Origin of the sequence: Bacillus sp. MAG717A (genome assembly GCF_036884855.1) — a bacterium.
Classification (GTDB): domain Bacteria; phylum Bacillota; class Bacilli; order Bacillales; family Bacillaceae; genus Bacillus; species Bacillus safensis.
The window spans coordinates 863833-887941 of the sequence record NZ_CP145733.1 but is presented as its reverse complement, the minus strand read 5'-3'; the positions used below and the strand labels follow the sequence as shown (position 1 = coordinate 887941).

Annotated in this window: 29 protein-coding genes; 21 read left to right on the top strand and 8 right to left on the bottom strand. The window is 39.8% G+C overall.

The features are described 5' to 3' along the window. Nucleotides 1-109 precede the first annotated feature (109 nt). From V6Z54_RS04685 to V6Z54_RS04670, 4 genes are all read left to right on the top strand, one after another. Nucleotides 110-616: a GrpB family protein gene (locus V6Z54_RS04685; protein ID WP_041089231.1), complete on the top strand. Its 507-nt coding sequence runs from the start codon at nt 110-112 to the stop codon at nt 614-616. A gap of 238 nt (nt 617-854) precedes the next feature. Next, complete coding sequence (cspC, locus tag V6Z54_RS04680; protein ID WP_008346765.1) at nt 855-1058, top strand: cold shock protein CspC; 204 nt, start codon at nt 855-857, stop codon at nt 1056-1058. 342 nt (nt 1059-1400) lie between these two features. After that, nucleotides 1401-3005 carry a PPC domain-containing protein gene (locus V6Z54_RS04675; RefSeq protein ID WP_080772307.1) on the top strand — a complete coding sequence of 535 codons (1605 nt, stop codon included), beginning with the start codon at nt 1401-1403 and terminating at the stop codon, nt 3003-3005. A gap of 34 nt (nt 3006-3039) precedes the next feature. Then, on the top strand, nt 3040-3423 hold the full coding sequence (locus V6Z54_RS04670; RefSeq protein WP_041089235.1) for a hypothetical protein: 384 nt from the start codon (nt 3040-3042) through the stop codon (nt 3421-3423). 121 nt (nt 3424-3544) lie between these two features. Here V6Z54_RS04670 and V6Z54_RS04665 read toward each other — a convergent pair whose 3' ends face one another. Next, nucleotides 3545-4594, bottom strand: a complete 1050-nt coding sequence (locus V6Z54_RS04665) for an NAD(P)-dependent alcohol dehydrogenase (RefSeq protein WP_041089237.1) — start codon at nt 4592-4594, stop codon at nt 3545-3547. A gap of 207 nt (nt 4595-4801) precedes the next feature. Here V6Z54_RS04665 and V6Z54_RS04660 point away from each other — a divergent pair, with 207 nt between their 5' ends. Next, nucleotides 4802-5203: a MerR family transcriptional regulator gene (locus tag V6Z54_RS04660; protein WP_338527759.1), complete on the top strand. Its 402-nt coding sequence runs from the start codon at nt 4802-4804 to the stop codon at nt 5201-5203. 42 nt (nt 5204-5245) lie between these two features. Here V6Z54_RS04660 and V6Z54_RS04655 read toward each other — a convergent pair whose 3' ends face one another. Beyond that, a complete protein-coding gene (locus V6Z54_RS04655) occupies nt 5246-5974 on the bottom strand; it encodes a glycoside hydrolase family 16 protein (protein WP_041089240.1) in 729 nt (242 codons plus the stop codon). Between the two features lie 259 nt (nt 5975-6233). Here V6Z54_RS04655 and V6Z54_RS04650 point away from each other — a divergent pair, with 259 nt between their 5' ends. From V6Z54_RS04650 to V6Z54_RS04620, 7 genes are all read left to right on the top strand, one after another. Next, nucleotides 6234-6806, top strand: coding sequence for a TetR/AcrR family transcriptional regulator (locus V6Z54_RS04650; protein ID WP_058837393.1), 573 nt, complete (start codon nt 6234-6236; stop codon nt 6804-6806). 79 nt (nt 6807-6885) lie between these two features. Next, nucleotides 6886-8325, top strand: coding sequence for a DHA2 family efflux MFS transporter permease subunit (locus V6Z54_RS04645; RefSeq protein ID WP_073979605.1), 1440 nt, complete (start codon nt 6886-6888; stop codon nt 8323-8325). 202 nt (nt 8326-8527) lie between these two features. Further along, the gene (locus V6Z54_RS04640) at nt 8528-9430 is read left to right on the top strand and encodes an alpha/beta hydrolase (RefSeq protein WP_041089244.1); all 903 of its coding nucleotides are present in this window, start codon (nt 8528-8530) and stop codon (nt 9428-9430) included. A 468-nt stretch (nt 9431-9898) separates the two neighbouring features. Continuing rightward, nucleotides 9899-10168, top strand: coding sequence for a DUF1433 domain-containing protein (locus V6Z54_RS04635; RefSeq protein ID WP_052468298.1), 270 nt, complete (start codon nt 9899-9901; stop codon nt 10166-10168). 250 nt (nt 10169-10418) lie between these two features. Beyond that, nucleotides 10419-10715 carry a DUF1433 domain-containing protein gene (locus tag V6Z54_RS04630; protein ID WP_241768948.1) on the top strand — a complete coding sequence of 99 codons (297 nt, stop codon included), beginning with the start codon at nt 10419-10421 and terminating at the stop codon, nt 10713-10715. An 82-nt stretch (nt 10716-10797) separates the two neighbouring features. Then, nucleotides 10798-11559: an SDR family NAD(P)-dependent oxidoreductase gene (locus V6Z54_RS04625; protein WP_041089249.1), complete on the top strand. Its 762-nt coding sequence runs from the start codon at nt 10798-10800 to the stop codon at nt 11557-11559. Nucleotides 11560-12380: 821 nt separating this feature from the next. Next, a complete protein-coding gene (locus V6Z54_RS04620) occupies nt 12381-13529 on the top strand; it encodes a type II asparaginase (protein WP_338527758.1) in 1149 nt (382 codons plus the stop codon). A gap of 35 nt (nt 13530-13564) precedes the next feature. Here V6Z54_RS04620 and V6Z54_RS04615 read toward each other — a convergent pair whose 3' ends face one another. Together V6Z54_RS04615 and V6Z54_RS04610 are read right to left on the bottom strand one after the other, a co-directional pair. Further along, nucleotides 13565-14458 (bottom strand): alpha/beta hydrolase, encoded by an 894-nt coding sequence (locus tag V6Z54_RS04615; RefSeq protein WP_041089254.1) that lies wholly within the window; start codon nt 14456-14458, stop codon nt 13565-13567. 56 nt (nt 14459-14514) lie between these two features. Continuing rightward, nucleotides 14515-14967: a helix-turn-helix domain-containing protein gene (locus tag V6Z54_RS04610; protein WP_041089256.1), complete on the bottom strand. Its 453-nt coding sequence runs from the start codon at nt 14965-14967 to the stop codon at nt 14515-14517. Between the two features lie 309 nt (nt 14968-15276). Here V6Z54_RS04610 and V6Z54_RS04605 point away from each other — a divergent pair, with 309 nt between their 5' ends. The 3 genes from V6Z54_RS04605 (at nt 15277) to V6Z54_RS04595 (ending at nt 18041) form a co-directional block, all read left to right on the top strand. Beyond that, on the top strand, nt 15277-15882 hold the full coding sequence (locus tag V6Z54_RS04605; protein WP_041089258.1) for a TetR/AcrR family transcriptional regulator: 606 nt from the start codon (nt 15277-15279) through the stop codon (nt 15880-15882). Between the two features lie 31 nt (nt 15883-15913). Continuing rightward, complete coding sequence (locus tag V6Z54_RS04600; RefSeq protein WP_338527757.1) at nt 15914-17116, top strand: MFS transporter; 1203 nt, start codon at nt 15914-15916, stop codon at nt 17114-17116. 139 nt (nt 17117-17255) lie between these two features. Further along, the gene (locus tag V6Z54_RS04595) at nt 17256-18041 is read left to right on the top strand and encodes a GNAT family N-acetyltransferase (RefSeq protein WP_041089337.1); all 786 of its coding nucleotides are present in this window, start codon (nt 17256-17258) and stop codon (nt 18039-18041) included. Here V6Z54_RS04595 and V6Z54_RS04590 read toward each other — a convergent pair. Then, nucleotides 18036-18509: a GNAT family N-acetyltransferase gene (locus V6Z54_RS04590; protein ID WP_041089264.1), complete on the bottom strand. Its 474-nt coding sequence runs from the start codon at nt 18507-18509 to the stop codon at nt 18036-18038. The genes V6Z54_RS04595 and V6Z54_RS04590 overlap by 6 nt on opposite strands. A 54-nt stretch (nt 18510-18563) precedes the next feature. On the opposite strand from V6Z54_RS04590, the gene V6Z54_RS04585 reads away from it, so the two are divergent. Continuing rightward, nucleotides 18564-18833, top strand: a complete 270-nt coding sequence (locus V6Z54_RS04585; RefSeq protein ID WP_268473331.1) for a YesK-like family protein — start codon at nt 18564-18566, stop codon at nt 18831-18833. Here V6Z54_RS04585 and V6Z54_RS04580 read toward each other — a convergent pair. The 3 genes from V6Z54_RS04580 to V6Z54_RS04570 form a co-directional block, all read right to left on the bottom strand. Then, the gene (locus V6Z54_RS04580; protein WP_039176793.1) at nt 18830-19369 is read right to left on the bottom strand and encodes a GNAT family protein; all 540 of its coding nucleotides are present in this window, start codon (nt 19367-19369) and stop codon (nt 18830-18832) included. The genes V6Z54_RS04585 and V6Z54_RS04580 overlap by 4 nt on opposite strands. Further along, a complete protein-coding gene (locus V6Z54_RS04575) occupies nt 19366-19761 on the bottom strand; it encodes a VOC family protein (protein ID WP_338527756.1) in 396 nt (131 codons plus the stop codon). The genes V6Z54_RS04580 and V6Z54_RS04575 overlap by 4 nt, the downstream gene beginning before the upstream one ends. A 68-nt stretch (nt 19762-19829) precedes the next feature. Beyond that, nucleotides 19830-20453 (bottom strand): GNAT family N-acetyltransferase, encoded by a 624-nt coding sequence (locus V6Z54_RS04570; RefSeq protein WP_338527755.1) that lies wholly within the window; start codon nt 20451-20453, stop codon nt 19830-19832. 148 nt (nt 20454-20601) lie between these two features. Here V6Z54_RS04570 and V6Z54_RS04565 point away from each other — a divergent pair, with 148 nt between their 5' ends. From V6Z54_RS04565 to V6Z54_RS04545, 5 genes are all read left to right on the top strand, one after another. After that, the gene (locus V6Z54_RS04565; RefSeq protein WP_048240359.1) at nt 20602-21153 is read left to right on the top strand and encodes a TetR/AcrR family transcriptional regulator; all 552 of its coding nucleotides are present in this window, start codon (nt 20602-20604) and stop codon (nt 21151-21153) included. Nucleotides 21154-21237: 84 nt separating this feature from the next. After that, entirely contained in the window at nt 21238-21780 is a 543-nt protein-coding gene (locus V6Z54_RS04560) for a dihydrofolate reductase family protein (protein WP_058837410.1), read from the top strand. 108 nt (nt 21781-21888) lie between these two features. Then, nucleotides 21889-22362, top strand: a complete 474-nt coding sequence (locus V6Z54_RS04555) for a MarR family transcriptional regulator (RefSeq protein WP_058837411.1) — start codon at nt 21889-21891, stop codon at nt 22360-22362. Further along, the gene (locus V6Z54_RS04550) at nt 22346-22969 is read left to right on the top strand and encodes a nitroreductase family protein (RefSeq protein WP_058837412.1); all 624 of its coding nucleotides are present in this window, start codon (nt 22346-22348) and stop codon (nt 22967-22969) included. The genes V6Z54_RS04555 and V6Z54_RS04550 overlap by 17 nt, the downstream gene beginning before the upstream one ends. Nucleotides 22970-22986: 17 nt before the next feature. Further along, a complete protein-coding gene (locus V6Z54_RS04545) occupies nt 22987-24039 on the top strand; it encodes an LLM class flavin-dependent oxidoreductase (RefSeq protein WP_024425426.1) in 1053 nt (350 codons plus the stop codon). Nucleotides 24040-24109 lie beyond the last annotated feature (70 nt).

Sequence of the window (24109 nt, the reverse complement as noted above, 5' to 3'; positions counted from 1 at the left end):
AATATGAAGGTGCATCTTAAGTAAGTGGAATTTTTGTTTGAGATTGTTCTCTGTTTAGTTATTTAAAATTTCCAACTGAACAACAAAATCATAATGTGGGGTTGAGTAAATGCTTGGATTACCAAGAGGGGAAGTTTTTTTAGTACCTTGGTCTATTGAATGGGTCAAAGAATTTGAAAGTGAAAAGAAACGAATAATAGAAGTTATCGGTCAGTACATAGTGAATGTACACCATATTGGAAGTACAGCAATAAATGGTTTGAGTGCAAAGCCAATTATTGATATTGCAATTGAAATCAATCATTTTGTTGACGGAGAACATTGCATAACAGCTTTGCAAGGGCTTGGTTATTCATATAGAGGAACCAATGTGTTGCCTGAAAGACACTATTTCAGCAAAGGAGAACCACGTACACACCAAATCCATATGTATCAAACGGGCAATAGATATCTACTTGAACAAATAAATTTTAGAGATTACCTGAGAAGTAACGAACTAGCAAGAAGTGAGTACCAACAGCTTAAACTTAACCTATCAAGTGTAAATAAAAATGACAAACACAAATATGCAGAGGGAAAAACAGACTTTGTTAAGTCGATTTTAGAGAGAATTTAGATACAGCTCTCTGTAAGTGATGAAAAAACGATTTTATGCACAAAGGGACTCGATGCAAAGGAGAGTATCTGTTTTCTAATCAACAAATTGCAATTATTACCGATTCATGCTATAATGAAAAGTAATTATTTTTGTTCGGCGTAAAGGATAGTATGAAGATTGACTTTTCGTCTTGAGGGTACTTTGGGCAAGGATAGTATAATACATTGTGTGGTAAACGCACGAGGAGGCAACAATCATGGAACAAGGTACAGTAAAATGGTTTAACGCAGAAAAAGGTTTTGGATTTATCGAACGTGAAGAAGGCGACGATGTATTCGTACATTTCTCAGCTATCCAAGGCGACGGATTCAAATCTTTAGACGAAGGTCAAAAAGTATCATTTGACGTAGAGCAAGGTTCTCGTGGAGCTCAAGCTGCTAACGTTCAAAAAATTGCTTAATCTTCATTCTTTTAAAACAGGTTCTCTACGGAGAGCCTGTTTTTTTGCATAAAAAAACCCTACTCAACGTACAAGTAGGGAGATGGTACAAGGTATTCGTGAAAATTTCATGCTTCAAAGGTTAATTTAGTATAACATACTGGATTGACAATATGCGGAATTTCCATAAATTATTTTCTTTTCTTTTCTTCATAAAGCAGACTGTTCAGTCATTCTTTCATTAAGAAAATTGAAATGAAGTTTCAATTTACTTATTAATCAATTAAATGAATATTTTTCCGGAGTAGAATATGGTAAAATCAATATGTTCTTTCTATAAAAAATGGAAATGTGGTGGATATATTGAAACGTATTTTGGGATCTTTTGTTTTTATATTTATCTTCAGTTTTTCTTTTGTTTTATTAGCAAGTGCAGAAGAGGTTAATATGTCATCTGGAGTCTCCATAAATGGAGAATTGAAATCCAAGAGTTCAATAAACCGATACAATTTTACAACGAATACTGATGGAGAAGTATACATCAGGATGGATAAGGCATCTGCCTCTTTTAGTATCACTCTATATGATTCGAAAGGGAATAGGATAGATTCTAATGAATCCTCATTTCCTGGAGAAGCCTTGGTTCTCAATAATAAATTGAAAAAAGGGAAATATTTTATTGAAGTCAATCCTAGTGAATGGGAAGGTGTGACTAAAGGTACATATCAACTAAAAGCGACATATCCAGGTGCTTTTAAGCGTAATTTAACAACCTTCGAACCAAACGACACTTTTGAAACAAGCATGAAGGTATCTAATGGTACCTATTATAAATCAACGATTGATAGTGAAATTGATAAGGATGTTTATCAGTTCACTTCCAACAAAGATGGTGAGTTATATCTTACTTTAGATCAGGAAACATCTGAATTAGAAGTCACTGTCTATAATGAGAACAAAAATGAAATTGTATCTGACTATACGTGGAATGCTGGAGAGAATATTGTCATTCACGAAAATATAAAAAAAGGAACCTATTATGTCAAAATAAAACCATATACCCCTAATTGGGAAGGAATATCAAATGCTAAGTACCGACTTAAAGTGACGTATCCAGCTTCTTTTAAAAGAGATTCAAATACTTACGAACCAAACGACACGTTTGAAACAGCAGTTCCGCTCATCTCAAATCAATATTACAAATCAAAGCACGAATCGGATTTGGATAGAGACGTATATCAATTTTCAACAGTGAAAGATGGAAAAGTAAAGATTAATCTAGATAAAATAACGGAAGGAGCCACTATTGCTTTATACGACAAGAACGGTAATGAAATCACCAAGGAATATTTACCTGATATCTTTGGGACAAGTCCCGTTATCGATTTAAATCTAAAAAAGGGCAAATACTATATTGTTGTTGAGCCTAGACATTGGGATGGTGTATCCAGTCAAACATATCGTTTAAAAGCATCTTATCCAGATAAAACACCAAGCATCAACACAGTAACTGATCAATCAACAAATATCGTAGGTAATGCGGAAACAAATGCCAAAGTTTTCGCATATATTGGTCAGAAAAAATTAGGCTCTACAAATGCAAAAAAAGGGAAGTATTCAATCAAAATTCCTAAACAAAAAGCTGGTACTTTAATCACTGTGTATATAGTAGATTCTAATGGGGCGAGAAGTGGCAGCAAAACAATAAAAGTGTTAGATAGAACACCTCCTGCTATACCAAGTATTAATAAAATCAAAAAAAATACAACGGTTATAACAGGTAAAGGTGAAAAATATGCTACAGTATACGTTTATCAAAAAAACAAAAAGTTAGGAACTGCAAAATTAAATAAAAATGGACAATTTAAAGTGAAAATAAAAAAACAGAAGAAAAATACGTTGATAACCGTTTATTTAAAGGATGCTGCTGGAAATAAGAGCAAATCTAAAGTGGTAAAGGTTTATTAGTGGACAATGTAAGACAACTTAAGGAGACATCGAAATGTTAAAACGATTCTTATTCATTTTTTCAACGCTCCTCATGGCGATTGCAGTATTGTTAATCGCAGCAAAGGATTCACCGGGGAAGAACACGATTTCGTTAGATGACCCATTACCCTTCATGCTGTCACTAGGGATGGTCGTTTTCTTGTTTATTCCTCCTCTGGTGATGTCGTTTTTTGATCATATTGTGGTTAGATTGATATCTGGAATCTATCAATGTTTTATCGTGTTCTCATTCTTTGTCTTAATCCCTATCGGCTTTTTTATTCCAAACGGGGGAATGACTATTTTGATTGCAATTTTAGGTTTTTTGGTTAGCTTGTCCAGTATGGTTGTTACATTTATGGGTGGCCATCATAAAGAAAAAGAGATTAACATATAGCTATCCATTAAAAAGCCACGACTCAATAGAGAAGTGGCTTTTATACGTTTGATCAAAAATCATAGAATTCTCATCGGTCAGCTATAAAGCAACCAAACATCGTCATTTCAAAGAATCTCAATCACAACGTAGCAATATCAATCACAAACCGGTAACGCACATCACTTTTCAGCACCCGTTCATACGCTTCATCAACTTGATTCGCGTTAATCACTTCAATTTGTGGTGCGATGTTGTGAGCAGCTGCGAAATCGAGCATTTCTTGTGTTTCTTGGATGCCACCAACGAGTGAACCAGCTATGCTACGACGGCCGGAAATTAATGAAAAGACGTGGAATTGATCCGGCTTAGGCGGTGCACCGACGTTCACCAAGGTTCCATCTACACGGAGTAAGGACAGATAGGCATCCACATTAATGTTGGCAGAGACCGTATTGAGAATAAGGTCATACTGACCGGCTAGTGTCTGAAACGTTTCAGGATCACTTGTAGCAAAATAGTCTTTTGCGCCAAATGATAGTGCTTCTTCTTTTTTATTCAAAGAGCGGCTTAAAACCGTTACTTCAGCGCCAAGTGCGCGTGCGAATTGAATGGCGACATGGCCGAGTCCGCCCATTCCGACGATAGCAACCTTTTTGCCAGGGCCTGCCTTCCAGTGCTTTAATGGAGAATAAGTTGTAATGCCAGCACAGAGAAGAGGGCTTGCGGCATCAAGAGGCAGTTGATCAGGTATGCTGACGACAAATCGTTCAGTCACGACAATTTTTTGACTGTAGCCGCCATAAGTCGGTTCCCCGTCATAGTCACGGCTGTTATACGTTTGGACGACCCCTTTTGTGCAATACTGCTCGTCTCCATTTTGACAATATTCACAGGTGCCGCAGGAATCCACAAAGCAGCCAACACCTACACGGTCTCCGATCTGAAACTTCGTCACATCATCCCCTACAGCTGCAACGACCCCAGTAATCTCATGACCAGGAACCATAGGGAAAATGCCGCCGCCCCATTCATCAAAAGCGCTGTGGATATCTGAATGACAGATCCCGCTAAATTGAATATCAATTAAAATATCATGTGGACGAAGCGCTCTTCGTTCAATGGTCGTCCGTTCAAAATTCGCTTTTGCGTGTGAAACACTTAAAACGTTTGATTGGTGCGTCTGACACATTTTTGATCATCCTTTCAAAAATAAGATTCGATTCTTTCTTCTATACTGTACTTCTTAAAGTGAACTATAAGTCAACAGAAAACCTTCTGTAATAACGATACAACATTCTTGAATCGAGAATTGAGCCAAAAGCATCTTGCTTTCTTTTTTAAAATGGAGATGATGAGAAAAGGGAGATCGGAAGGTAAGAGAAAGAGGGAGGGCACAATGAAAATAGCACAAGCAGCAAAACAGCTCGCTTTATCCACTGCGACACTTAGATATTACGAAAATATTGGTTTGATTAGGGAAATCAAACGTGACGATCATGGGATTCGTGATTATACAGAGGATGATCTTCAATGGATTGAATTTATCAAGTGTATGAGAAATGCTGGGCTCTCGATTGATGCGCTTAGAGAATATACAGCCTTATTTTTTGAGGATGATAATCATACGTTATCTTCGCGAAAAAACATTTTGGTCAATGAACGAGAAAGACTCGTCCAAAAACAAAAGGAAATCGAAGAGACCATTAAACGATTGGATTTCAAAATAGAAAGTTATGAAGATATTATCCACAATCATGAGAAAAAACTCGCTCATCAGCTGAAAACTAGTTCAAATTAAACGAAGAAAAACCTGTGACAAGTCACAGGTTTTTTGATAGAGTTATCTTTTTGTGTAACGCACCCAGTTATAATGTGCATGGAGTGGTGTAACACCGTTGTAGGAACCAAGCCATTCATCGACACCTGCACCATTCCACAGGTTCATCATAATTTTCCCTGGTGTTTGAGGAATTTGTGTGGTGGCGGTATGCTTTAATTGTCCATCGACATACCATTTGATAGAGTTTGGCTGCCAGTCAAATGCATACGTGTGATAAGAGTTTGCTGCATCGAAACCAAGGTTGACGATCTTTTCATGATTTCCTACACCATTGGTATAGTAGTTAAACTGTACCTTTGTCGTATCTTTTCCTAGAAATTCAATGTCAATCTCATCCCAAGGGGTGCCATCAGTCGGTCCCGTATAAGTGAAGAAAGAAGAGACGATCCCCACATTTTTGGCGGGCTTCATGTTGACTTCATATAACCCATAGCCGTACGTTTGAACGGAGCGGTTTTCTCCGCAGTCAAACTTGTTATAGGAGGGACTTGTGAGCGATAAACGCATTTCACCTGCTGAGGTCATCGACACATTATTTGCACGCCACGTACAGTTAAACATGTTTCCATTCGAGTATCCATCGGCTTTTTGCCATAACCCCGTATTATAGTTGTTAAAAGGTTCATAAAACGATCCACCCGTTTGTGCCGAGGCACCCACAGTAAATGTGGACAAACTCAAGACTAATCCAGTGACAACCAGCATCAACATTCGTTTCATACGGTACATATTCGCATTCTCCTCTCCTTTTATGGAAGCGCTTTCTTTATTGATCATACATGATTCTTTCAAAAGGGAAAATCGGTCTAAATAATGATAAACTGTGTGCATCATTTAATAGAATTGAAAGAAAAAAATAATGATTGACAATGCGGACAGTTGTCCGTAAGATAATATCGGGACAATTGTCCTAAGAAAAACCTAAAGTGTTTTGATTTAACACATAGAGATGAGTGTCATGTGGATGAAGGTAAAGAAGGTGTGTATCGTGGAAAAGGATATTGGTGAGGAAATTGAAGAGATCGCATTCTCCTTGTTTCAAGAATTTGGTGTAGAAAATGTCAGCATGCATAAAATTGCGAAAACAGCTGGTGTTGGACAGGGCACTCTATACCGCCGCTACGCCAATAAAAGTGATCTATGCCTTTCTATCCTTGGGGAGAGATTTGAACAGCTGATCCCAGCTTTGCATCTTTACTTGAGCAAAATAAGTGATCAGCCGGTCCGTGAACGATTACGCTATGTTCTCGAAGAAATTCATCTGATCGTCGGTCACCATTTAGACTGGATTCGGATGCTCACAATCTCTGGGAATTTAGAGCAGACAAGTAAAGTGTATGATAGTCATTACAGTCAATCACTCAGACAAATCATTCGTGAATTGCTTGAAGAAGCGAGAGAAAAGGGAGAAGCGAATATAAAGGATATAGAACTGACAACGTTATGTATGTCTTCTCCAATGACGCCTGAGCTCATGTTTTATATACATGAATCTGGCTATTCGATCGACAAAATTGCTCAATTTGCTGCAGAAAAACAGATTTTATCCGTCTTTCAATAGACATGAAAGTGGCTCATTTCTGACCACCCTGACTTCCTAAGGTTCATCTAAATTGAAAAAGAAAAGGAGCCAACTTAATATGAACAAACAGCAAGCAGCAGCTTCTGAAATTCGAACGCTGCCCATTATTATTTCTTTTATCACAGCTGGATTTATTGGCCTGTTCAGTGAAACGGCATTAAACATGGCGCTGAGAAGTTTAACGTTAGACTTTGGAATTGAAGCGACGACTGCTCAGTGGCTGACAACAGGATATTTATTAACACTTGGTATTCTCGTACCGATTTCAGGACTCATTCTTCAATGGTTTACGACAAGGCAGCTTTTCATTACGTCGCTCGTCTTTTCGATCATCGGAACATTTATTGCGGCGGTTGCGCCGGTCTTTAGTATTTTAATGGTAGCACGTGTCGTGCAGGCAGTCGGTACAGCATTGCTTCTGCCATTGATGTTTAATACGATTTTGGTCATCATCCCGCCTCATAAACGAGGCCGATCAATGGGAATTATTGGTCTTGTGATTATGTTTGCACCAGCTGTCGGCCCGACAGTCTCTGGCCTTATTTTGAAATCGTTGACTTGGCATTGGATTTTCTGGATTTCACTTCCTTTATTAATGGCTGCACTTGTCTTTGGTTTTATCTTTATGCAAAATATTACAGAACCAACAAGACCGAAAATCGACATCTTATCGATTGTGCTTTCAACCATTGGTTTCGGTGGAATAGTATATGGCTTTAGCAGTGCCGGGGAAGGCGGCGGCTGGAGCAGTATGCATGTCATCGTTGCAATTGTAGTTGGTGTCATAGGGATTCTCGTGTTCTCTTTAAGACAGTTGAACATGAAAGAACCAATGCTGAACTTAAGCCCGTTTAAATATCCGATGTTTGTCATTGGGTTACTTCTGATTTTAGTGTGTATGATGGTAATGCTGTCTGCTATGATGATTTTGCCATTGTATCTGCAAACGTCCTTGGCGCTTTCTACATTTACAGCAGGTTTAATGCTGTTGCCAGGTGGAATTATCAACGGACTGCTATCTCCAATCATGGGGGGTCTATTTGATAAGTTTGGTCCAAAATGGCTTGTCATTCCAGGTCTTGTCATTGTCGCAGCGACGATGTTTGGCTTTACGAATCTAAGTGTGAATACGTCGATTGGATTCATTGTAACCCTTCATATTACCTTAATGATCGGAATCGCGATGATCATGATGCCTGCTCAAACCAATGGATTAAATCAGCTTCCGCCAGAGCTATATCCGCATGGTACAGCGATTATGAATACCTTGCAGCAGGTGGCAGGAGCCATTGGTACAGCGATTGGTATCTCGATTCTTTCATCAGGAGCTCGCAGCTTTATGGAAAATGTGGCTGATCCCGCAAATCCGGTGAATCAGCTGCTCGCCTTTACAAATGGCGTCCAGCATGCATTTATCTTTGCAGTGATCATGACGATCATCGGTTTGATTATTGCCTTCTTCATTAAACGAGTGAAGGTAGAACAGCAAGTATCATAAGAGAAATGAAAAGCACTGAGGACATAGGGCCGCAGTGCTTTTTTTATTTGCTCAATGCTTGTTTCAAAGAGAGTGAAAACGGGGAGATAGGTAAAAAGTGAATAAATGAAAGTAGCTGCTGGTTTAGTAGGAGGAAAAGAGGAAAAGAGGAAAAGGAAACGAATGAGTAACTAAGAAATGAATAAGATAGGAGTCTGAGATCATGAACTTAGAAGAACAAATCAAAATCGCTGCGTCATTACGCCAGCCATCTGAAGGTTCATTAGCGAGCCAATCGGAACTAAAGCCAGTAAATCCTCCTGAAGTGAACAAAATGGAATATGACATTCCAACAAGTGCTGGCGAAACAAAGGTGTGGGTATTTAAACCAGTGAACACATCAAAACAGCTGCTTCCTGTTTTTGTGAATTTACATGGAGGCGGATTTATCATGGGCAGTGCTGAAATGGATAATCCATGGTGTCCAGTCATTGCAGACCGGGCGCAATGTATCGTGGTCAATGTCGAGTATCAGCTTGCTCCTGAGCACCCTTTCCCAGCGGCTCTTCATGAATGCTACGATGTACTGAAGTGGCTGTATGAACATCCTGATGAACTTCAAATCGATCGGACTGCATTAGCCATTGGCGGACATAGTGCAGGAGGAAATTTGGCAACGGCTGCTTGTCTATTGAATATTCAAAAAGGAAATACACTCCCAATTGCCTATCAAGTGCTTGATTATCCGCCGCTTGATCTAGCCACTGATCCAGCAGAAAAGCCAGCGTTTGAAGAAGCGATTCCAGTTGAATTGGCGAGACTCTTTAATTCCTTCTATCTGCAAGGCCAAGATCCGCGCAATCCGCTCGTTTCCCCGGTTTTTGCAGATCGTTCATCCTTGGCACAAATGCCTCCAGCTCTCGTCATCACAGCAGAGAAGGATTCGCTAGCTGAAGAAGCTGAGCAATATGCTGCCAAGTTAAAAGAAGCTGGGGTAGACGTCACGTATAAACAATTTAAAGGAGTTCCACACGGCTTCACGCACGCCGGAGATTTAGCCATAGCTGAAGAAGCTTGGCATCTGATGGGGGATCAATTAAAGAAGGCGTTTGAACAGAGACCTTGAGGGCTTCTTTGCATAAATAGGTTAAGGACAGGTGCACTTGTGCTTGCACCGTGTAGATAAACCCTCGCATTCGGTGTCAGGTCTGCGCTCCGGTACTCGCCCTTCCTAGACTGCAAAGGTTTTCTATCACGCTGAAAAGAAGACAATGGGGCTAAAATAAACATCATTTTAGCCCTTTGTCAACAATCTAAAAGCACAGGTGCAACCTGTGCTTCTTACTTCTCTTTAATTGTTACAAGCTGTCTAAAGAGATTGATTTACTAATACTTGAATTCGACTATCTTTCTCTATTTAGTTCTAACAATATTGATAAAAGAGCTTTTCTATCATGCTTAACTTGTAATGTTTTTTCGCATTTTGATTTAATCTATCCACTAATTTATGTAGAATTATATTAAAGGGTGATATTCAATGAAAACCCCTATATTTATACTGTTGGTGTTTATTATAGCAGTCGGAGGATTTATTATGAAGCTAGAATCTGATAAGAAAGAGCGCGTAAAAGATAAAGAACAATTTTTAGTAATTGAAGCAAGGGAATATATGGAACAGTATATAAAAGAGGGATATAAATCTATTGAACAAATTGATTTCTCAAGTGAATATGATATTGATCCAACTGGCGGAGTAGAAGTAAGAGGGTATTTAAATAATGATAGGGATAAAAAATTTTCTGGAATATATGATCCTACAAATAAAAAAATTGGAGTAGCTCTTGTCGACGCAAAAGAAAAATAAAAAAATATCATATTTCTAAGGAGTATTGGGTCAGCAGATTGGGCAGGCTGTGTTCCTGATCTTTGTCAAGCTGTGCTTCGGATTAGGTGAATTTTTCAAGGTTACCTATTTGACAACGAATTTTATGCGTCTTTACAGAAGAGATAACCCCTCTTATTATAAAATATAAGGAAAAAATGATATGTTTAATAAAAAGGGAAACATAATGATCCTAATTTGTTTTGGTGTTATATTAGCTGGAGGAATTTTCATGAAGCATCAAAATGATGTTAAACTACAAAATGAACAAGAAATAAAGTTGTTTGAAACAGCCAAAAAAAGAATGACATCGTTTTTAAAAGCCAATTATGAAAATATCAGTGATATTACATATAGAGAGAAGTATGACATAGACCCAATGGGTGGAATTAGTGTTGAGGGGTATCTAAACAAAGATCCAAAACAAGAATTCTGGGGAATTTATAATAAGTCGATGGATGAAATTGGAGGGTCTTCAGTCGAAGCAGATAAAAAGGCTGATTGTGAGAAAGAATTTTGCAAATATTAAAAGTAATCATAAGGAATTAATCACCAATTTTTTATAAGGTTCTAAACAGTCAAGTAGCGAGTAACGAATAGGGGGATATAAAATGGTCTATACAGTCATTACAGGAGCAAGCTCAGGTATTGGATATGAGGCGGCTCTCGCCTTTGCAGCACGAGGGGAAAATCTTATATTAGCTGCACGCAGGCTCGATAAACTCCAAGAATTGAAGAAGAAGATTCATGATCAATATCCCGATATCAAAGTAGTCATACAGTCAGTCGATTTAACAAACATAGAGCAAGTGTATTCATTTTATGAATCATTGTCAGATTATGAGCTGGATACGTTCATTAATAATGCAGGGTTTGGTCACTTTGGCTCTATAGGAGAACAAGATTTAAGTAAAATTGGGGATATGCTTCGTCTGAATATCGAAGCATTAACGATTCTATCCACCTTATTTGTTCGTGATTATGAGCAAGTAGAGGGAGCGCAGCTCATTAACATTTCTTCACGAGCAGGCTATACAGTCGTCGGCAATGCTGTCACCTATTCAGCAACGAAGTTTTACGTGAGCGCCTTTACAGAAGGACTTGCCCTAGAGTTGAAAGGAAAAGGTGCCAAATTACAGGCAAAAGTATTAGCGCCATCTGCGACAGAATCAGAATTTGCAAAGCGTTCATTGGATGTAGACGAATTTGAATATGAAGGGAATTTTAAGAAATATCATACATCAAAAGAAATGGCAGCTTGTATGCTTGAGCTTTATGACAGTGAAAAAACAATCGGTATTGTGGACGGAAAGACATTCGAATTTGAATTGAAAGATCCGATTTTTTCACACGCTGGTACAAGTATGAAATAACAATTCCTATCACTGAGGTAGATTTCCTCTTATGGCATGATTGATTGTGTGGTCAAGCGTAGGAGGAATTTCGTCACTATACAGAACAGGATTTTGTACGTCCTAGGAAGATCGCTCAAAAAGGATACCGATTATTTGATGAGAAAGATATACACGCTTTAAAAAAACACCTTAGCATTAGGTGTTTTTTTCATGCATTCTTTGATAAAACAAAGAATCACAGGTCCAGTAGATAAGACTGCTCATGATGATGATGGGTAAAGACGCCTGGCTCCCAATACTATCAATGAAAAAGAGCATGACAACCATTGCAATCAGTAAATAAGCAGCTAAATAAAGTAGATGAAAAGCCTTTGGCTGTAAAGAAAACAATAACTGCAAAGGAACCGCAAAGACGAAAAAATAAACAAAAAAGATAGGAATGTAAAATATCAGAAACGCAGGCTCAGCTTGAATAGGTGGAAATAAGCATACAAACAAGCCGAGTAAAATAGAGCTAGTGAATAGTGAGATTAGGATTTTGTAAAAGGGTTGAAGCGAATGCAAAATGTATACTCCTTTTTTGTAAAATTTACTATATTTTATCATAAATTCATGATCAAGCATCGGTTATTTTTAAAATAAGCAACCTTCAATACTTAATTTAATTACAGCAAATTTAGGCATTACGAATTGAATAAATTTTTAATATAAAGACCTTTTTACCTTTATTTGGTTCTATATCTTTAGCCTCATGCCGATGAATGAAGGTATGGTATAAAGTAAAGCCTATAGATAGAGTTTAGCCATAAATCCATCAAATGAGGAAAAGAGATGATCCAATGAACATGACAAAATGGTTAGGTGCTGTCCTTCTTTCCGTTTTATTACTTGTGACAGCAGCCTGTGCGAACACAGGCTCTCAAGAGAATAATCAAAGCGAAAAAGAAAACGTATCCAATGAAACAAAAGAGAAAAACAATGCCGTTGAAACAGGGAATAAGTCCTTATCAAATATTAAGGTATTAGCCACAGGCGGGACGATTGCTGGCAGTTCAGACAGTGATACAGATACGACGGGCTATAAATCTGGTGCACTTGGCATCGATAAAGTCATTGCTTCAGTTCCACAGCTGAAGGATATTGCAAATGTCACTGGTGAGCAGGTTGCGAATGTTGGAAGTGAAAATGTTGATGAAGCTCTTCTTTTAAAATTAGCCAAACGAGTGAATGAGCTATTAAAAGATGATCAAGTGGATGGCATTGTCATCACGCATGGAACAGATACACTTGAAGAAACAGCTTACTTTTTACATCTGGTTGTCAAAAGTGATAAGCCTGTTGTGGTCGTTGGCTCAATGAGACCAGCATCGGCTATCAGTGCAGATGGCCCGCTTAACTTGTATCATGCGGTGAAAATTGCATCCACCAAAGAAGCAAAGGGCAAAGGGGTCATGGTCACATTAAATGACCGAATTGCATCAGCTCGTTTTGTTACGAAAACAAACACAACCACAACTGATGCCTTCAAGTCACTTGAGCAAGGATACATGGGAGAAATTGCTGGTGAAGTGGTGTCCTTTTATAACGAACCAACAAGAAAACATACGACTGAAAGCGATTTTGATGTATCGAAGATAAAAGAATTGCCACAAGTTGATATTTTATACGGCTATCAAAATGATCAAAAATATATGTATGATGCTGCAGTAAAAGCAGGAGCGAAAGGGATTGTTGTAGCCGCAGCAGGAAATGGAACGATGTCAACAGAAGCCATCAAAGGAGCAACAGATGCAGTGAAAAAAGATGTGGTTCTCGTGCGATCAAGCCGTACGGGTAATGGGATTGTCACCCATGAAAAAACGGATGATGAACATCACTTTGTGTCGTCTGATTCATTAAACCCGCAAAAAGCACGTATTCTGCTCATGCTGGCACTGACGAAGACAAAGGATCCAGATAAAGTGCAGAGGTATTATGAACAATATTAATGAAGAAAAAGACCCGAGTCATATCGGGTCTTTTTTCATGCATGTTTCTGATGTTCAGCACGCTCCTTTAAAGAGCGTAAAATATCTCGCCAAATATCGTCTACATCAGTAAGAAAGTGCCCTGCTTGATCTATATAATGGGTTTTGACGTTTGGAATTGCCCGAGCTATTTTTTCTATTTCTACAAATGGAGCCATCGTATCTTCTTTTCCATGCCAGACATCAACAGGGATCTGAATATCTTTCATATCGAATGCCCATGGTTTCGAAAGTAAAATTGGTTCACGAATACATTCATCCACCGATTGACGAGTCGCTTCGTGTAAATGTGTCATCATCATTTCTAACTGCTCATCGGTTTGAAGGAATTGCCGATCCCATGGATGTAAATGCTTGTTCCCGTTTTTGGCCAGCTTCTTAAATTTCTCTGGTTTGTTCTCAATCATTTTTTTCTGGGAACGATAGCTTGCTTTCAATAGCCAAGGAAACTTCTTACTAAGGAAAAAGGCTAATTTATTTTCTTTCAGCATGCTTTTCGGCGGTTTTCCGTCCTGAAAAGGGGTTGTACTTGAGATCAGAGCGGCTGAAAGGACGCGATCCGGCAATTGATAGGCACAACCAGCAGCAAATGCACCGCCTCCAGATACACCCATCACTGAAAAATGTTGAATGCCAAGATCATCTGCCACTTCCAGCACGTCTTTTGTCCAGTCTAAAATTGTGCGGTCAGGTAGAGGGGGGGATAAACCAAATCCAGGTCGATCCAAACAGATGAGACGAATGCCGAGCTCTTGAGAGATTGGATCATCATCTAAAAACATCACTCTTGATCCAGGTGTTCCATGAAAAAAGAATACTGGAAACCCCTCAAGATCACCGTATTGAGTCAAACCGATGTGCCGACCATCTTGTAAATGAATACTTGTCATATTTTCAGCCCCTTAATAGTTTAGTCAGATTAAATGTTAGGGAGAGAAACACCGTATTAAGGCGCTTCTTTCGCAATCTGATAGATTTTTTCGTATAGAGATAGTAATGTTTTTAAATCTTCTTTTGGAAGCTTTGCATAATATTTTTGAATTAGGTGCAATTGAATGTCTTCTGTATTCTTGTGATAGTCATGGCCCTTTTGAGCACAATCAACAATAATTTCTCTTCGGTTATGCGGATTGATTTCTCGTTTGACATAGCCGAGCTTCTCAAGCCTTGATACAAGCTGGCTAGCTGCGCTGGCAGAAATCGAAAAGTAATCAGCTAATTCATTGATTGTTCTCGTTTTTGTGCGCAGTAGCTCAAGCGTCAGTTCTTGTTTGGCTGATAAATCTGCATACTCATGTTTTAAAAATCGCTGATACTCTTCTACATAAATTGAGCCTAGAGCATTCGAGTATTCAATGATTTTTTTACTGTAATGAATAATTTCCTCATCCAATGACATCACCTCTATTTTATTATAGGCAATCTTTATATTTAAGTGAAGTTAAATATAAAGGAAAATTAAATGAATGATGAACACGTAGTAGGCCAAGGCAGCCATGAAAAGGTGCAGAAGAAAAATGCGTATAAGTCCTTTTTAATGATAGAGCAGATGACTGTTTTGTTCGTTTTCACATGAATCACGCCTTATGAATCGATGCCTTTTTCATTGTATTATGAGGAAAATCCATTTATAATAAAAAAATAAACCAACTGGTCGGTTTTATTTTGTTCGCATTAAGAAATGTAGGGTAGAAAGGGATTGTGAAACATGACAAGTACACAAAGCGGGGCTGGAAAGAGTGAGAAGACAAAGCAAAAAATCGTCACCGCTTCTCGTGATTTATTTGCGAAAAAAGGTTATTCAGAAACATCCGTGCGCGATATTTTAGAGGCTGCTGAGGTGAGTAAAGGCAATCTCTATCATCATTTCAAAGGAAAAGAGTTTTTGTTTCTTCATATTATGGAAGAGGATCATCGTTTGATGATGGAAACGTGGCATGAGGAAAAGAAAACACTGAACCGAGCTATTGAAAAGCTTGCCGGATTTGCAGAGCTGCTCAGTCAAATGGGGATTAACTACCCATTAATGAGAGCGAGTGAGGAATTTTGCGCCAGCGCCTTTACATCAGACGAAGTCATGGAACGGCTGAACAAGATTGATGTCGATTTTGATGATGTGATGAGAGATATCTTACTTGAGGGAAATGAAGATGGCAGCTGGTCGATCCAGCATGTGGAGTCAAAAGTGAAAATATTACTTTCCGTTTTTTATGGATTAGACGTGTTATATAAAAATGACACCATTGAGCAGAAGAAAGAGTTACAAAAAGAGGCGATCTCATTGTTTATTCACGGAATCAACCATCATGAGTAACAAGTGAGTCTGTAAAGGGGAAACAAACATCATGCAAAAACCGATTCGTGAGCAAAAAGCAGTACTCGTTATTTTATTAAGTAATATATTTATCGCGTTTTTAGGCATTGGTCTCATTATTCCTGTCATGCCGCTATTCATGAATGTGATGCATCTAACAGGAAGTACGATGGGATACCTTGTGGCGGCGTTTGCCGTTGCTCAGCTCATTGCATCACCGATTGCAGGGAGATGGGTAGACCGCTACGGAAGAAAGATTATGATTGTGTCTGGGCTGTTCCTATTCGCGTTATCAGAACTCGTTTTTGGTCTTGGAACACACGTGTACGTTCTGTATGTTGCAAGGCTTCTCGGCGGAATTAGTGCGGCATTTATCATGCCTGCTGTCACTGCGTATGTCGCAGATATTACGACCGTTCAAGAAAGATCAAAGGCGATGGGCTATGTTTCTGCGGCCATTAGTACTGGTTTTATCATTGGCCCGGGAATTGGCGGGTTTATTGCAGAATACGGCGTACGCCTGCCATTCTTCTTTGCAGCAGGGATTGCGTTTATTGCCGTCATTTCGTCTATGTTTATGCTGAAGGAGCCTTTAACAAAAGAAGAGCGAGAGAAGCAAATGAATGAGGTGAAAGAATCGACTTTCTTTAAAGATTTGAAAAAATCAATTCATCCAAGCTATCTCATCGCCTTTATCATTGTATTTGTCCTCGCATTTGGACTATCTGCTTATGAAACAGTCTTTAGCTTGTTCACAAATCATAAGTTTGGATTTGGTCCAAAAGATATTGCCGTGATCATTACCGTCAGCTCGATTGTGGCAGTCATCATCCAAGTACTTGTGTTTGGTAAACTGGTAAATACCTTAGGAGAAAAAAGAGTCATTCAGCTATGTCTGATTATCGGGGCTGTCCTTGCTTTCGTTTCAACCGTGGTGTCAGGCTTTTTGGTTGTCTTGATTGTCACATGTGTCATTTTCCTTGCGTTTGATTTATTGCGTCCAGCATTAACGACCTTCTTATCCAAAATCGCTGGCAACCAGCAAGGATTTGTCGCAGGAATGAACTCCACCTACACAAGCCTAGGTACGATTTTCGGGCCGGCACTTGGCGGCATTTTATTCGACCAAAATATTCACTTCCCATTTCTATTCGCTGGTGTTGTCTTATTTCTTGGATTAGGCTTAACCCTGATTTGGAAGGGAAAAGTGACAGAAGAGGCAGCGGGAGAATAATGTCATGCAGAAGTAAGAGACCTTTTAACTAAGGTCTCTTTTTAAAATGGTGCCTTTGATCAGAAGAATTGCTTTTGCTGAAAAGAGTCCTGTATGTCAGCAGCTTTTTCTTTATAATGGAAGGAAAGGAGGAGAAATCGTGCATCTCTTGGAACGGCAAAAGACACCAGCAATGAAAGAAGGAATTAAGCAGATCGATCCGGCATATCCAGTGTTTGTAGATGCGGTCATGGATGGCGTCATACAAGGACATCTTTATGTAGATGATGAAGCGCATCCGCTTGTATATTTTCTCGAAGCTTCATGCGGCATTTATTATGTGGCAGGAAGGAGTGAAGCGGAGCTGTTACGCTGCTCAGCCTTCATTGTCGATGTGTACGAAAGGCAGAAAAGACAAAATGCCCGGTTCACCATATTTTCAGCAAATCCATTAACAGATGCGATGATGAAAAAATGTCTTGGGCTACATCTGGATGAAATGGAAAGACATGCGTACGTTTATCCACAGGCATATTCTCATGCCACTCAGCCTCATCCAGGCTATAGAGTAGAGCGGACAAATGAGCAGGTGATGACTGCAAGCAGGACTTTTCCTCCTAGCTATTACGAAGCCTATTGGGGAGAAGCTGCTCGTTTTCTATCAAAGGGAATCGGGATTGCCATTTTAAATGGAGAGAACGTGGTAAGTGAATGCGTCTCTATTTTTTCAAGTAAGGATCGTGCGGAGATAGATATTTGGACAGATGAGACTTATCGAGGAAAAGGTTTGGCGCTGCTGGCAGCTCAGTATATGATTAGCATCTGTCTTGAAAAAGAGAGGACACCGCATTGGGATTGCGATGTCCATCATCTAGCTTCAATCAAACTAGCAGAAAAGTTAGGCTTTCAGAGGCTCAAAACCTATCGATTGTTTTATGGTTCATGATGAGAAGGTCTTGAGATACCAAGCATCCATTGCAGAATGCTCAGAGCCTTCAAGCGGTTCTGAAAGACGAGAAAAGCCATATCGCTGATAAAGGCCTATAGCCGCTGTTAATTCCCGGCGGGTTTCTAAATAACACGCTTCGTAGTATGTAGAGGCATATTCCAGTGCCGTATCCATCAGTTTTTTGCCCGCACCTTTTCCTTGTGCTTTTGGACTTAAATAAAGCTTTTGTAATTCACATACTCCATTTGTGAATGGAGCAATCCCTACACCACCCACAATCTCACCATGCTCTTCAGCAATCCAATAGGCTGCATGAGTCAATGATTGATAGTATTCGAAAAGCTGGTCAAGTTGGGGGTCAGTGTAGGCTGTTCCTTCAATAGCTAGATTCGCTGATTCTAGTGACTGGCGGATAATCGCTGCGATATACGGATTGTCTTTTTGCTCGATGGGTCTAATGTTCATTTGAAGTACCTCCGTAGTTAAAGGTTCAAAAAAGAGAAAGGGAGTTGATATCATATGTTCTGGCTGCAAACAGCTATTTTTACAATGGTTGTATTGTGTCTCTCATGGTGGGCAGGGAAAAGAAGCCGGCAGCGCCATGCGGGGTTCATTGTCCCTATATGTTTGATTTTATTTGGTTTGGTTTTATTGATTGTCAGTCTCTTTATTGGCAGATGGGAAGGCATGGCGCTCAGTCTATCAAGCGTCTCTATCGTTCTCTCTTCCATCATTTGTTTAATCATCGTCACTGGGATTCAATTTTTTAAAAAAGATGACCCTTCTTAAGCAGGAGCATCTGTATTCATCATGTTTTTATATTCTTCACGAAGGATGCCCATGATGATGACATCTGAGTATGTACCGTTGAAATAGAGCGCTTGGCGTCTTTTTCCTTCATATTGAAATCCGGCTTTCTCATAGCTTCGAAAGGCCCTTGGATTGTGGGAAAAGACTTCAAGCTCAAGACGGTTGAGTTCTAATGTGTCAAAGGCAAATGCTTGAACCATCCGAACAGCTTCAGTGCCATAGCCCTTTTGAAAATGCTCCGGCCCGTGAAGCGCAATGCGGAAGCTTGCCGTATGATTGATTGGATCAATGTCCACAATCGCCGCATCTCCAATCATCTCTTTCGTATCCAGCAGACAAATGGCGAAATCTCGTCTGCTGTCATCCTGCAAAAAACGGGTATAGGCGGATCGAATTTCTTCTAGTGTGAACGTTTTTCGTGTGCCAGTCATATGAAGTGTTTCTGCATGCTGGCACCCTCTTTGAATACCAGGATAATCTTGCTCTTCAATCGGTCTCAAAAATATACGAGTCATGACGGATCACCCTCCTCTATATATCGAGAGATTTCAATTAAATTCAGATCAGGATCACGGATGTAAACAGATTCAATTGGACCTAATGTACCGGTGCGTATGACCGGCCCCTCTTCAATGGGGATCACTTGCTTCCGGAGGTGCAGCAGCAAACTGTCCATGTCTAAATCGGTGATAAAGCACAAATCATGAGATCCAGGAAGAGGATGAGCCGCTTTTGGCTCAAATTCATGACCAGCTTCATGAAGGTTGATCTTCTGTAAACCAAAACGAAGCGCTTTACGGTCTTCACCAAAAGTTTCTTCCTTCATTCCTAATACGTTTGTATAAAAGCGAATGGTTTCCTCCATATGTTGTACAGTCAACACGATATGATCAAGTCGTCGTATCATCAGTCTCTCCTCCAAGTATGATCATTGATTGAACTGACTCTATTATATCATCACCTGATGAGGATACCTTATTTAATCACGGTTTTATAGCTCCAGCTTTCCAAGGATATTTCCTTTCCGCGCAATACCCTTTCATCAAACTCCATCCAGCCATTTTTCCGGTAGAAATGACGATTGGCCTCGTTGTGTGTAATCAGTGTGAACAGCCCGCCGCCTTGCCGGGCGATAAAGGGAAAAAGGCATTGCTTTAACATGCGGCTTCCGAGTTTTTTTCCTTGCTGGTTTTTTGCCACGACAAGTGCTTCTAAATACCAGTAAGGCTGCTTTAAGGAAGAACACGCTTTTTTCGCCTCCTTTAAAACACGGAACACATGCTGAATGGCCGAAATACCGCCAGTGAAGAGCAGCTTTAACCCACCTGACAATACATAATTTATGACGCCTGGTTCAGGAAGATGCGGATGCTTTAAAAGGGCAGCAGACACAACCTTCTCGTTCTCAACCCCGACAAAACAGATTTGATGCTGAAAATACACCTTTGTATTGACCAAATGCAGCTGACGAGCGAAAGCAGAGCGCTTTGAGACCTTTTCACATAATAAGTCAAAAAATGAATAGTCCTGAAACGAATCATCTAACAACTCTGCCACTTGAGGCAGTTCATCCTCTCTGGCAAGTCTGAAATGAAGCATATGATGGCCTCCTTTTTTGAACAGATATATATTATTGAACATGTGTTGATTATAATAAGAAGTAAAGAGATCGAACATCGGCAATGGATGATAACCTGTTCATAATTAGACAGTTAACGCCTGATTGTTCAAAAACGGAGGGGATTTCATGAAGGACAGACGAACAATCAAAACAAAAAGAGCCATTCGGGAAAGCTTCCTTGAGCTGTTAAAGGAAAAGGAAGTCCAGCAGATTACGGTATCAGAGCTATCAAGGAAAGCGGATTTAGGCAGGGGAACCTTTTATTTGCACTATCAAGATGTGTTTGATTTATATGAACAGCTTGAGAAAGAACTATTCGATCAGCTCGGGGGATTATATGATGAAACCTTTCCAAGTCAGGATCCTCTTGATATGCTTTCCTTTTTAAACAAAACGACTGAATACTTGAAAGAGAATCAATATATGTTGACGTTATTTGTAAAACCAAATGGCCCAACGACCAATCAATTCAAAGCCTTTTTCAAAGAAAAAATCATGAAAGAGTGGCAGCTTGATCAGCGTCCTATTACAGAGAATGAACAAATAGAGGCCTCTTTTGTCGTGTCTGGTGTCGTGGGGGTACTCGAGGAATGGATTCATGAAGAAATGACTATTGATGCCGGCAAGCTCGCGCATAAATTATACGAGCTTCTCGTCAAGGTGGAACAGGAATCGTAAAAAGGAGAAAGTTATGTAGCCTTTGTCTTTCCTTTTTGATAAAATAGAATATATGTTCTTATTTGAAGTAAGGGAGTGGTGGGATTGAGTGAGAAAAGGAAACTGCTTTTTTATGGGGCGATGAGTATCGATGGATATTTAGCGAGAGAGGATCACCGGCTCGATTGGCTAATAGGGACAGAGGGCGAAGATGAAACGAGCTACGACACCTTTTATGCGTCAGTCGATACACTGATCATGGGGCGCAATACATATGAACAAGTTCTTCAACTGTCACCAGATGAGTTTCCTTATGAAGGAAAGACATGTTATATCATGTCACGTACGTTACAAGACAGTCTGGAAGGAACCCATATCATTCGCGAAGATGTCTTATCATTTGTGAAAAAATTAAAGAATGAAACAGGCCGGAATATTTGGATTGTCGGCGGCGGGGGACTGCTTCAATCTTTCATAAAAGAAAGATTGGTGGATGAGCTTTTTCTTCAAATCGTACCTGTCATCATTGGAAGAGGAATTCCTCTCTTTTCGCCAGCGGATCTGGAATCCAAGTTTTCATTACAGGAAGTACATCAATATAAACAAATTGCTGAAATGCATTTCACCTTAAAAGAAGAGGACCACTGAACCAAGGTGGTCTTTTTTTCATGAAACAAACTCATTGACAAGAAAATATCCTAGTGTTAGGATAAATTTATCCTAGTTTTAGGATTTCTTGAAAAAGGAGTAGTTGCCATGGTGCAGCATGATCATGAATTAGATTTAAGGCTATTCCGCGTATGGATGAAAGCCTATCAAGCCCTTTTTACAAATATCCAAAAAGACATTGAACGTTATGATATCGGATTTGAAAACTTTCAGATCCTTGAATTGCTCTACAGTAAAGGGCCTCAGCCTGTTCAAAAAATCAGCGACATCTTGTCAATCCCAAGTGGAAGCATGACATATGTCGTGAACAAACTAGAAAAACAAGAACTGGTGAAAAGGCAATGTGCGCCTTCAGATAAGCGGGTATTCCATGTACAGCTTACGGAAAAAGGGAAGCAATTGTTTGACGACATTTTCCCTAAACACACAGAGGTCATTTCGCAAAATCTATCCTTTATTGAAAAAGAAGAAAAAGAGCAGCTGATTGAATTACTAAAACAAATCGGTTTAGGTGCAAAACAACTTCGCGAAAAGGGGAAACAAGATGACACTCAGCTTTGATACATTGGTACGTGAAAGACGATCCGCATCAAATTTTTTGCCAAATATCTCGATTTCGAGAGAAGAGCTTAACAGCATATTTGAAGAGGTCAAGCTCGCACCATCTGCTTTTAACTTACAGCACACACAATATGTTGTCGTCCAAACAGAAGAGCTGAAAGAACAAGTAAGAGAAGCGGCATTTGGACAATATAAAGTGCACTCTGCTTCAGCAGCGATCATCGTACTCGGAGATCCAAACGCTTATGAGCACGCTGGGGACATATATGAAGGCCTGAAAATGCTAGGCATTTTAAATAAGCAGCAATATGAAGAAATGGTCAGAGAGACCGTGAGCTTTTATGAGCAGAGAGGGGCAGATTTCCAGAAGGAAGAAGCGATCCGAAATGCTTCCTTATCTGCCATGCTGTTTATGCTTGCCGCTAAAAATAAAGGCTGGGATACTTGCCCGATGATCGGTTTTGATCCCGAAGCAATGAAAAAGGTATTAAACATTCAATCAGATTTGGTTCCTGTGTTAATGATTACACTTGGAAAAGAAAAAGTAGAGAGCAGACAAGCGAGAGGTTATAGAAAGCCAGTTTCTGAATTTGTGACATATTTATAAGATAGGGGGTTCCAATCATGGAACTAGGAATTAGTACATTTGTCGAAACAACACCTGATTTTCAAACAGGAAAAACAGTCAGTCATGCACAGCGTATTCGAGAAGTAGTAGAAGAAATTATTTTAGCAGATCAAGTCGGTCTCGATGTATTTGGCGTAGGTGAGCATCACCGTGAGGATTTCGCCGCATCGAATCCAGCTGTCGTCTTAGCGGCTGCAGCAACACAAACAAAAAATATTCGTCTGACAAGTGCAGTGACAGTCCTTTCATCAGCAGATCCTGTTCGTGTATTTCAGGATTTTGCAACGCTAGATGGACTATCAAACGGACGTGCAGAAATTATGGCAGGCCGTGGTTCATTTATTGAATCATTCCCGCTCTTTGGTTATGACCTTGATGATTATGAAGAATTATTTGAAGAAAAGCTTGATTTGCTGTTGAAATTACAGCAGTCAGAGCGTGTAACATGGAGCGGAAAGCATCGCCCATCCATTCAGGATGTTGGGGTGTACCCAAGACCTGTTCAAGATCCGCTTCCAATCTGGATCGGCAGTGGAGGAAACCGTGAATCCGTCGTACGTGCTGGATTACTAGGATTACCGCTTGTACTTGCAATCATTGGCGGAAGTCCAAGACAGTTCGCACCGCTCGTTCAGCTGTACAAGCAAGCGGCAGTGCACGCTGGACATGACCCTGAAAAATTAACTGTAGCATCACATTCTCATGGATTTGTTGCGGCAGAAACAGACCTGGCAGCAGATCAATTTTTCCCATCCACACAGCATGTGATGAACACATTAGCGAGAGAGCGAGGCTGGGGACCTTATACTCGTTCTACGTTTGATGCAGCGAGAACTTTAGAAGGGGCGCTGTATGTAGGAGATCCAGATACCGTGGCAGAGAAAGTCATTCATCTTAGAAAAAATGTAGGCATCACACGTTTTATGCTTCATGTACCGGTTGGTTCAATGCCGCATGATCAAGTGCTAAAAGCCATTGAGCTATTTGGAAAAGAAGTGGCTCCTAAAGTAAGAGAAGAGGTTGCCCGCTGGGAAGCAGAGCAAAAATAAATAAAAAGGCCGATCAAGAGAGTAGGCTTGATCGGCCTTTTCTTATGCTTAAGGATCAGTGTGATACGTG

Excerpts from the sequence above, each read along its gene's own strand:
- V6Z54_RS04685 (WP_041089231.1), top strand. The coding sequence starts at position 110 with ATGCTTGGATTACCAAGAGGGGAAGTTTTTTTAGTACCTTGGTCTATT.
- cspC (WP_008346765.1), top strand. The coding sequence starts at position 855 with ATGGAACAAGGTACAGTAAAATGGTTTAACGCAGAAAAAGGTTTTGGA.
- V6Z54_RS04670 (WP_041089235.1), top strand. The coding sequence starts at position 3,040 with ATGTTAAAACGATTCTTATTCATTTTTTCAACGCTCCTCATGGCGATT.
- V6Z54_RS04665 (WP_041089237.1), bottom strand. The coding sequence starts at position 4,594 with ATGTGTCAGACGCACCAATCAAACGTTTTAAGTGTTTCACACGCAAAA.
- V6Z54_RS04660 (WP_338527759.1), top strand. The coding sequence starts at position 4,802 with ATGAAAATAGCACAAGCAGCAAAACAGCTCGCTTTATCCACTGCGACA.
- V6Z54_RS04655 (WP_041089240.1), bottom strand. The coding sequence starts at position 5,974 with ATGTACCGTATGAAACGAATGTTGATGCTGGTTGTCACTGGATTAGTC.
- V6Z54_RS04645 (WP_073979605.1), top strand. The coding sequence starts at position 6,886 with ATGAACAAACAGCAAGCAGCAGCTTCTGAAATTCGAACGCTGCCCATT.
- V6Z54_RS04640 (WP_041089244.1), top strand. The coding sequence starts at position 8,528 with ATGAACTTAGAAGAACAAATCAAAATCGCTGCGTCATTACGCCAGCCA.
- V6Z54_RS04635 (WP_052468298.1), top strand. The coding sequence starts at position 9,899 with ATGAAGCTAGAATCTGATAAGAAAGAGCGCGTAAAAGATAAAGAACAA.
- V6Z54_RS04630 (WP_241768948.1), top strand. The coding sequence starts at position 10,419 with ATGAAGCATCAAAATGATGTTAAACTACAAAATGAACAAGAAATAAAG.
- V6Z54_RS04625 (WP_041089249.1), top strand. The coding sequence starts at position 10,798 with ATGGTCTATACAGTCATTACAGGAGCAAGCTCAGGTATTGGATATGAG.
- V6Z54_RS04620 (WP_338527758.1), top strand. The coding sequence starts at position 12,381 with ATGAACATGACAAAATGGTTAGGTGCTGTCCTTCTTTCCGTTTTATTA.
- V6Z54_RS04615 (WP_041089254.1), bottom strand. The coding sequence starts at position 14,458 with ATGACAAGTATTCATTTACAAGATGGTCGGCACATCGGTTTGACTCAA.
- V6Z54_RS04610 (WP_041089256.1), bottom strand. The coding sequence starts at position 14,967 with ATGTCATTGGATGAGGAAATTATTCATTACAGTAAAAAAATCATTGAA.
- V6Z54_RS04605 (WP_041089258.1), top strand. The coding sequence starts at position 15,277 with ATGACAAGTACACAAAGCGGGGCTGGAAAGAGTGAGAAGACAAAGCAA.
- V6Z54_RS04600 (WP_338527757.1), top strand. The coding sequence starts at position 15,914 with ATGCAAAAACCGATTCGTGAGCAAAAAGCAGTACTCGTTATTTTATTA.
- V6Z54_RS04590 (WP_041089264.1), bottom strand. The coding sequence starts at position 18,509 with ATGAACATTAGACCCATCGAGCAAAAAGACAATCCGTATATCGCAGCG.
- V6Z54_RS04585 (WP_268473331.1), top strand. The coding sequence starts at position 18,564 with ATGTTCTGGCTGCAAACAGCTATTTTTACAATGGTTGTATTGTGTCTC.
- V6Z54_RS04580 (WP_039176793.1), bottom strand. The coding sequence starts at position 19,369 with ATGACTCGTATATTTTTGAGACCGATTGAAGAGCAAGATTATCCTGGT.
- V6Z54_RS04575 (WP_338527756.1), bottom strand. The coding sequence starts at position 19,761 with ATGATACGACGACTTGATCATATCGTGTTGACTGTACAACATATGGAG.
- V6Z54_RS04570 (WP_338527755.1), bottom strand. The coding sequence starts at position 20,453 with ATGCTTCATTTCAGACTTGCCAGAGAGGATGAACTGCCTCAAGTGGCA.
- V6Z54_RS04565 (WP_048240359.1), top strand. The coding sequence starts at position 20,602 with ATGAAGGACAGACGAACAATCAAAACAAAAAGAGCCATTCGGGAAAGC.
- V6Z54_RS04555 (WP_058837411.1), top strand. The coding sequence starts at position 21,889 with ATGGTGCAGCATGATCATGAATTAGATTTAAGGCTATTCCGCGTATGG.
- V6Z54_RS04550 (WP_058837412.1), top strand. The coding sequence starts at position 22,346 with ATGACACTCAGCTTTGATACATTGGTACGTGAAAGACGATCCGCATCA.
- V6Z54_RS04545 (WP_024425426.1), top strand. The coding sequence starts at position 22,987 with ATGGAACTAGGAATTAGTACATTTGTCGAAACAACACCTGATTTTCAA.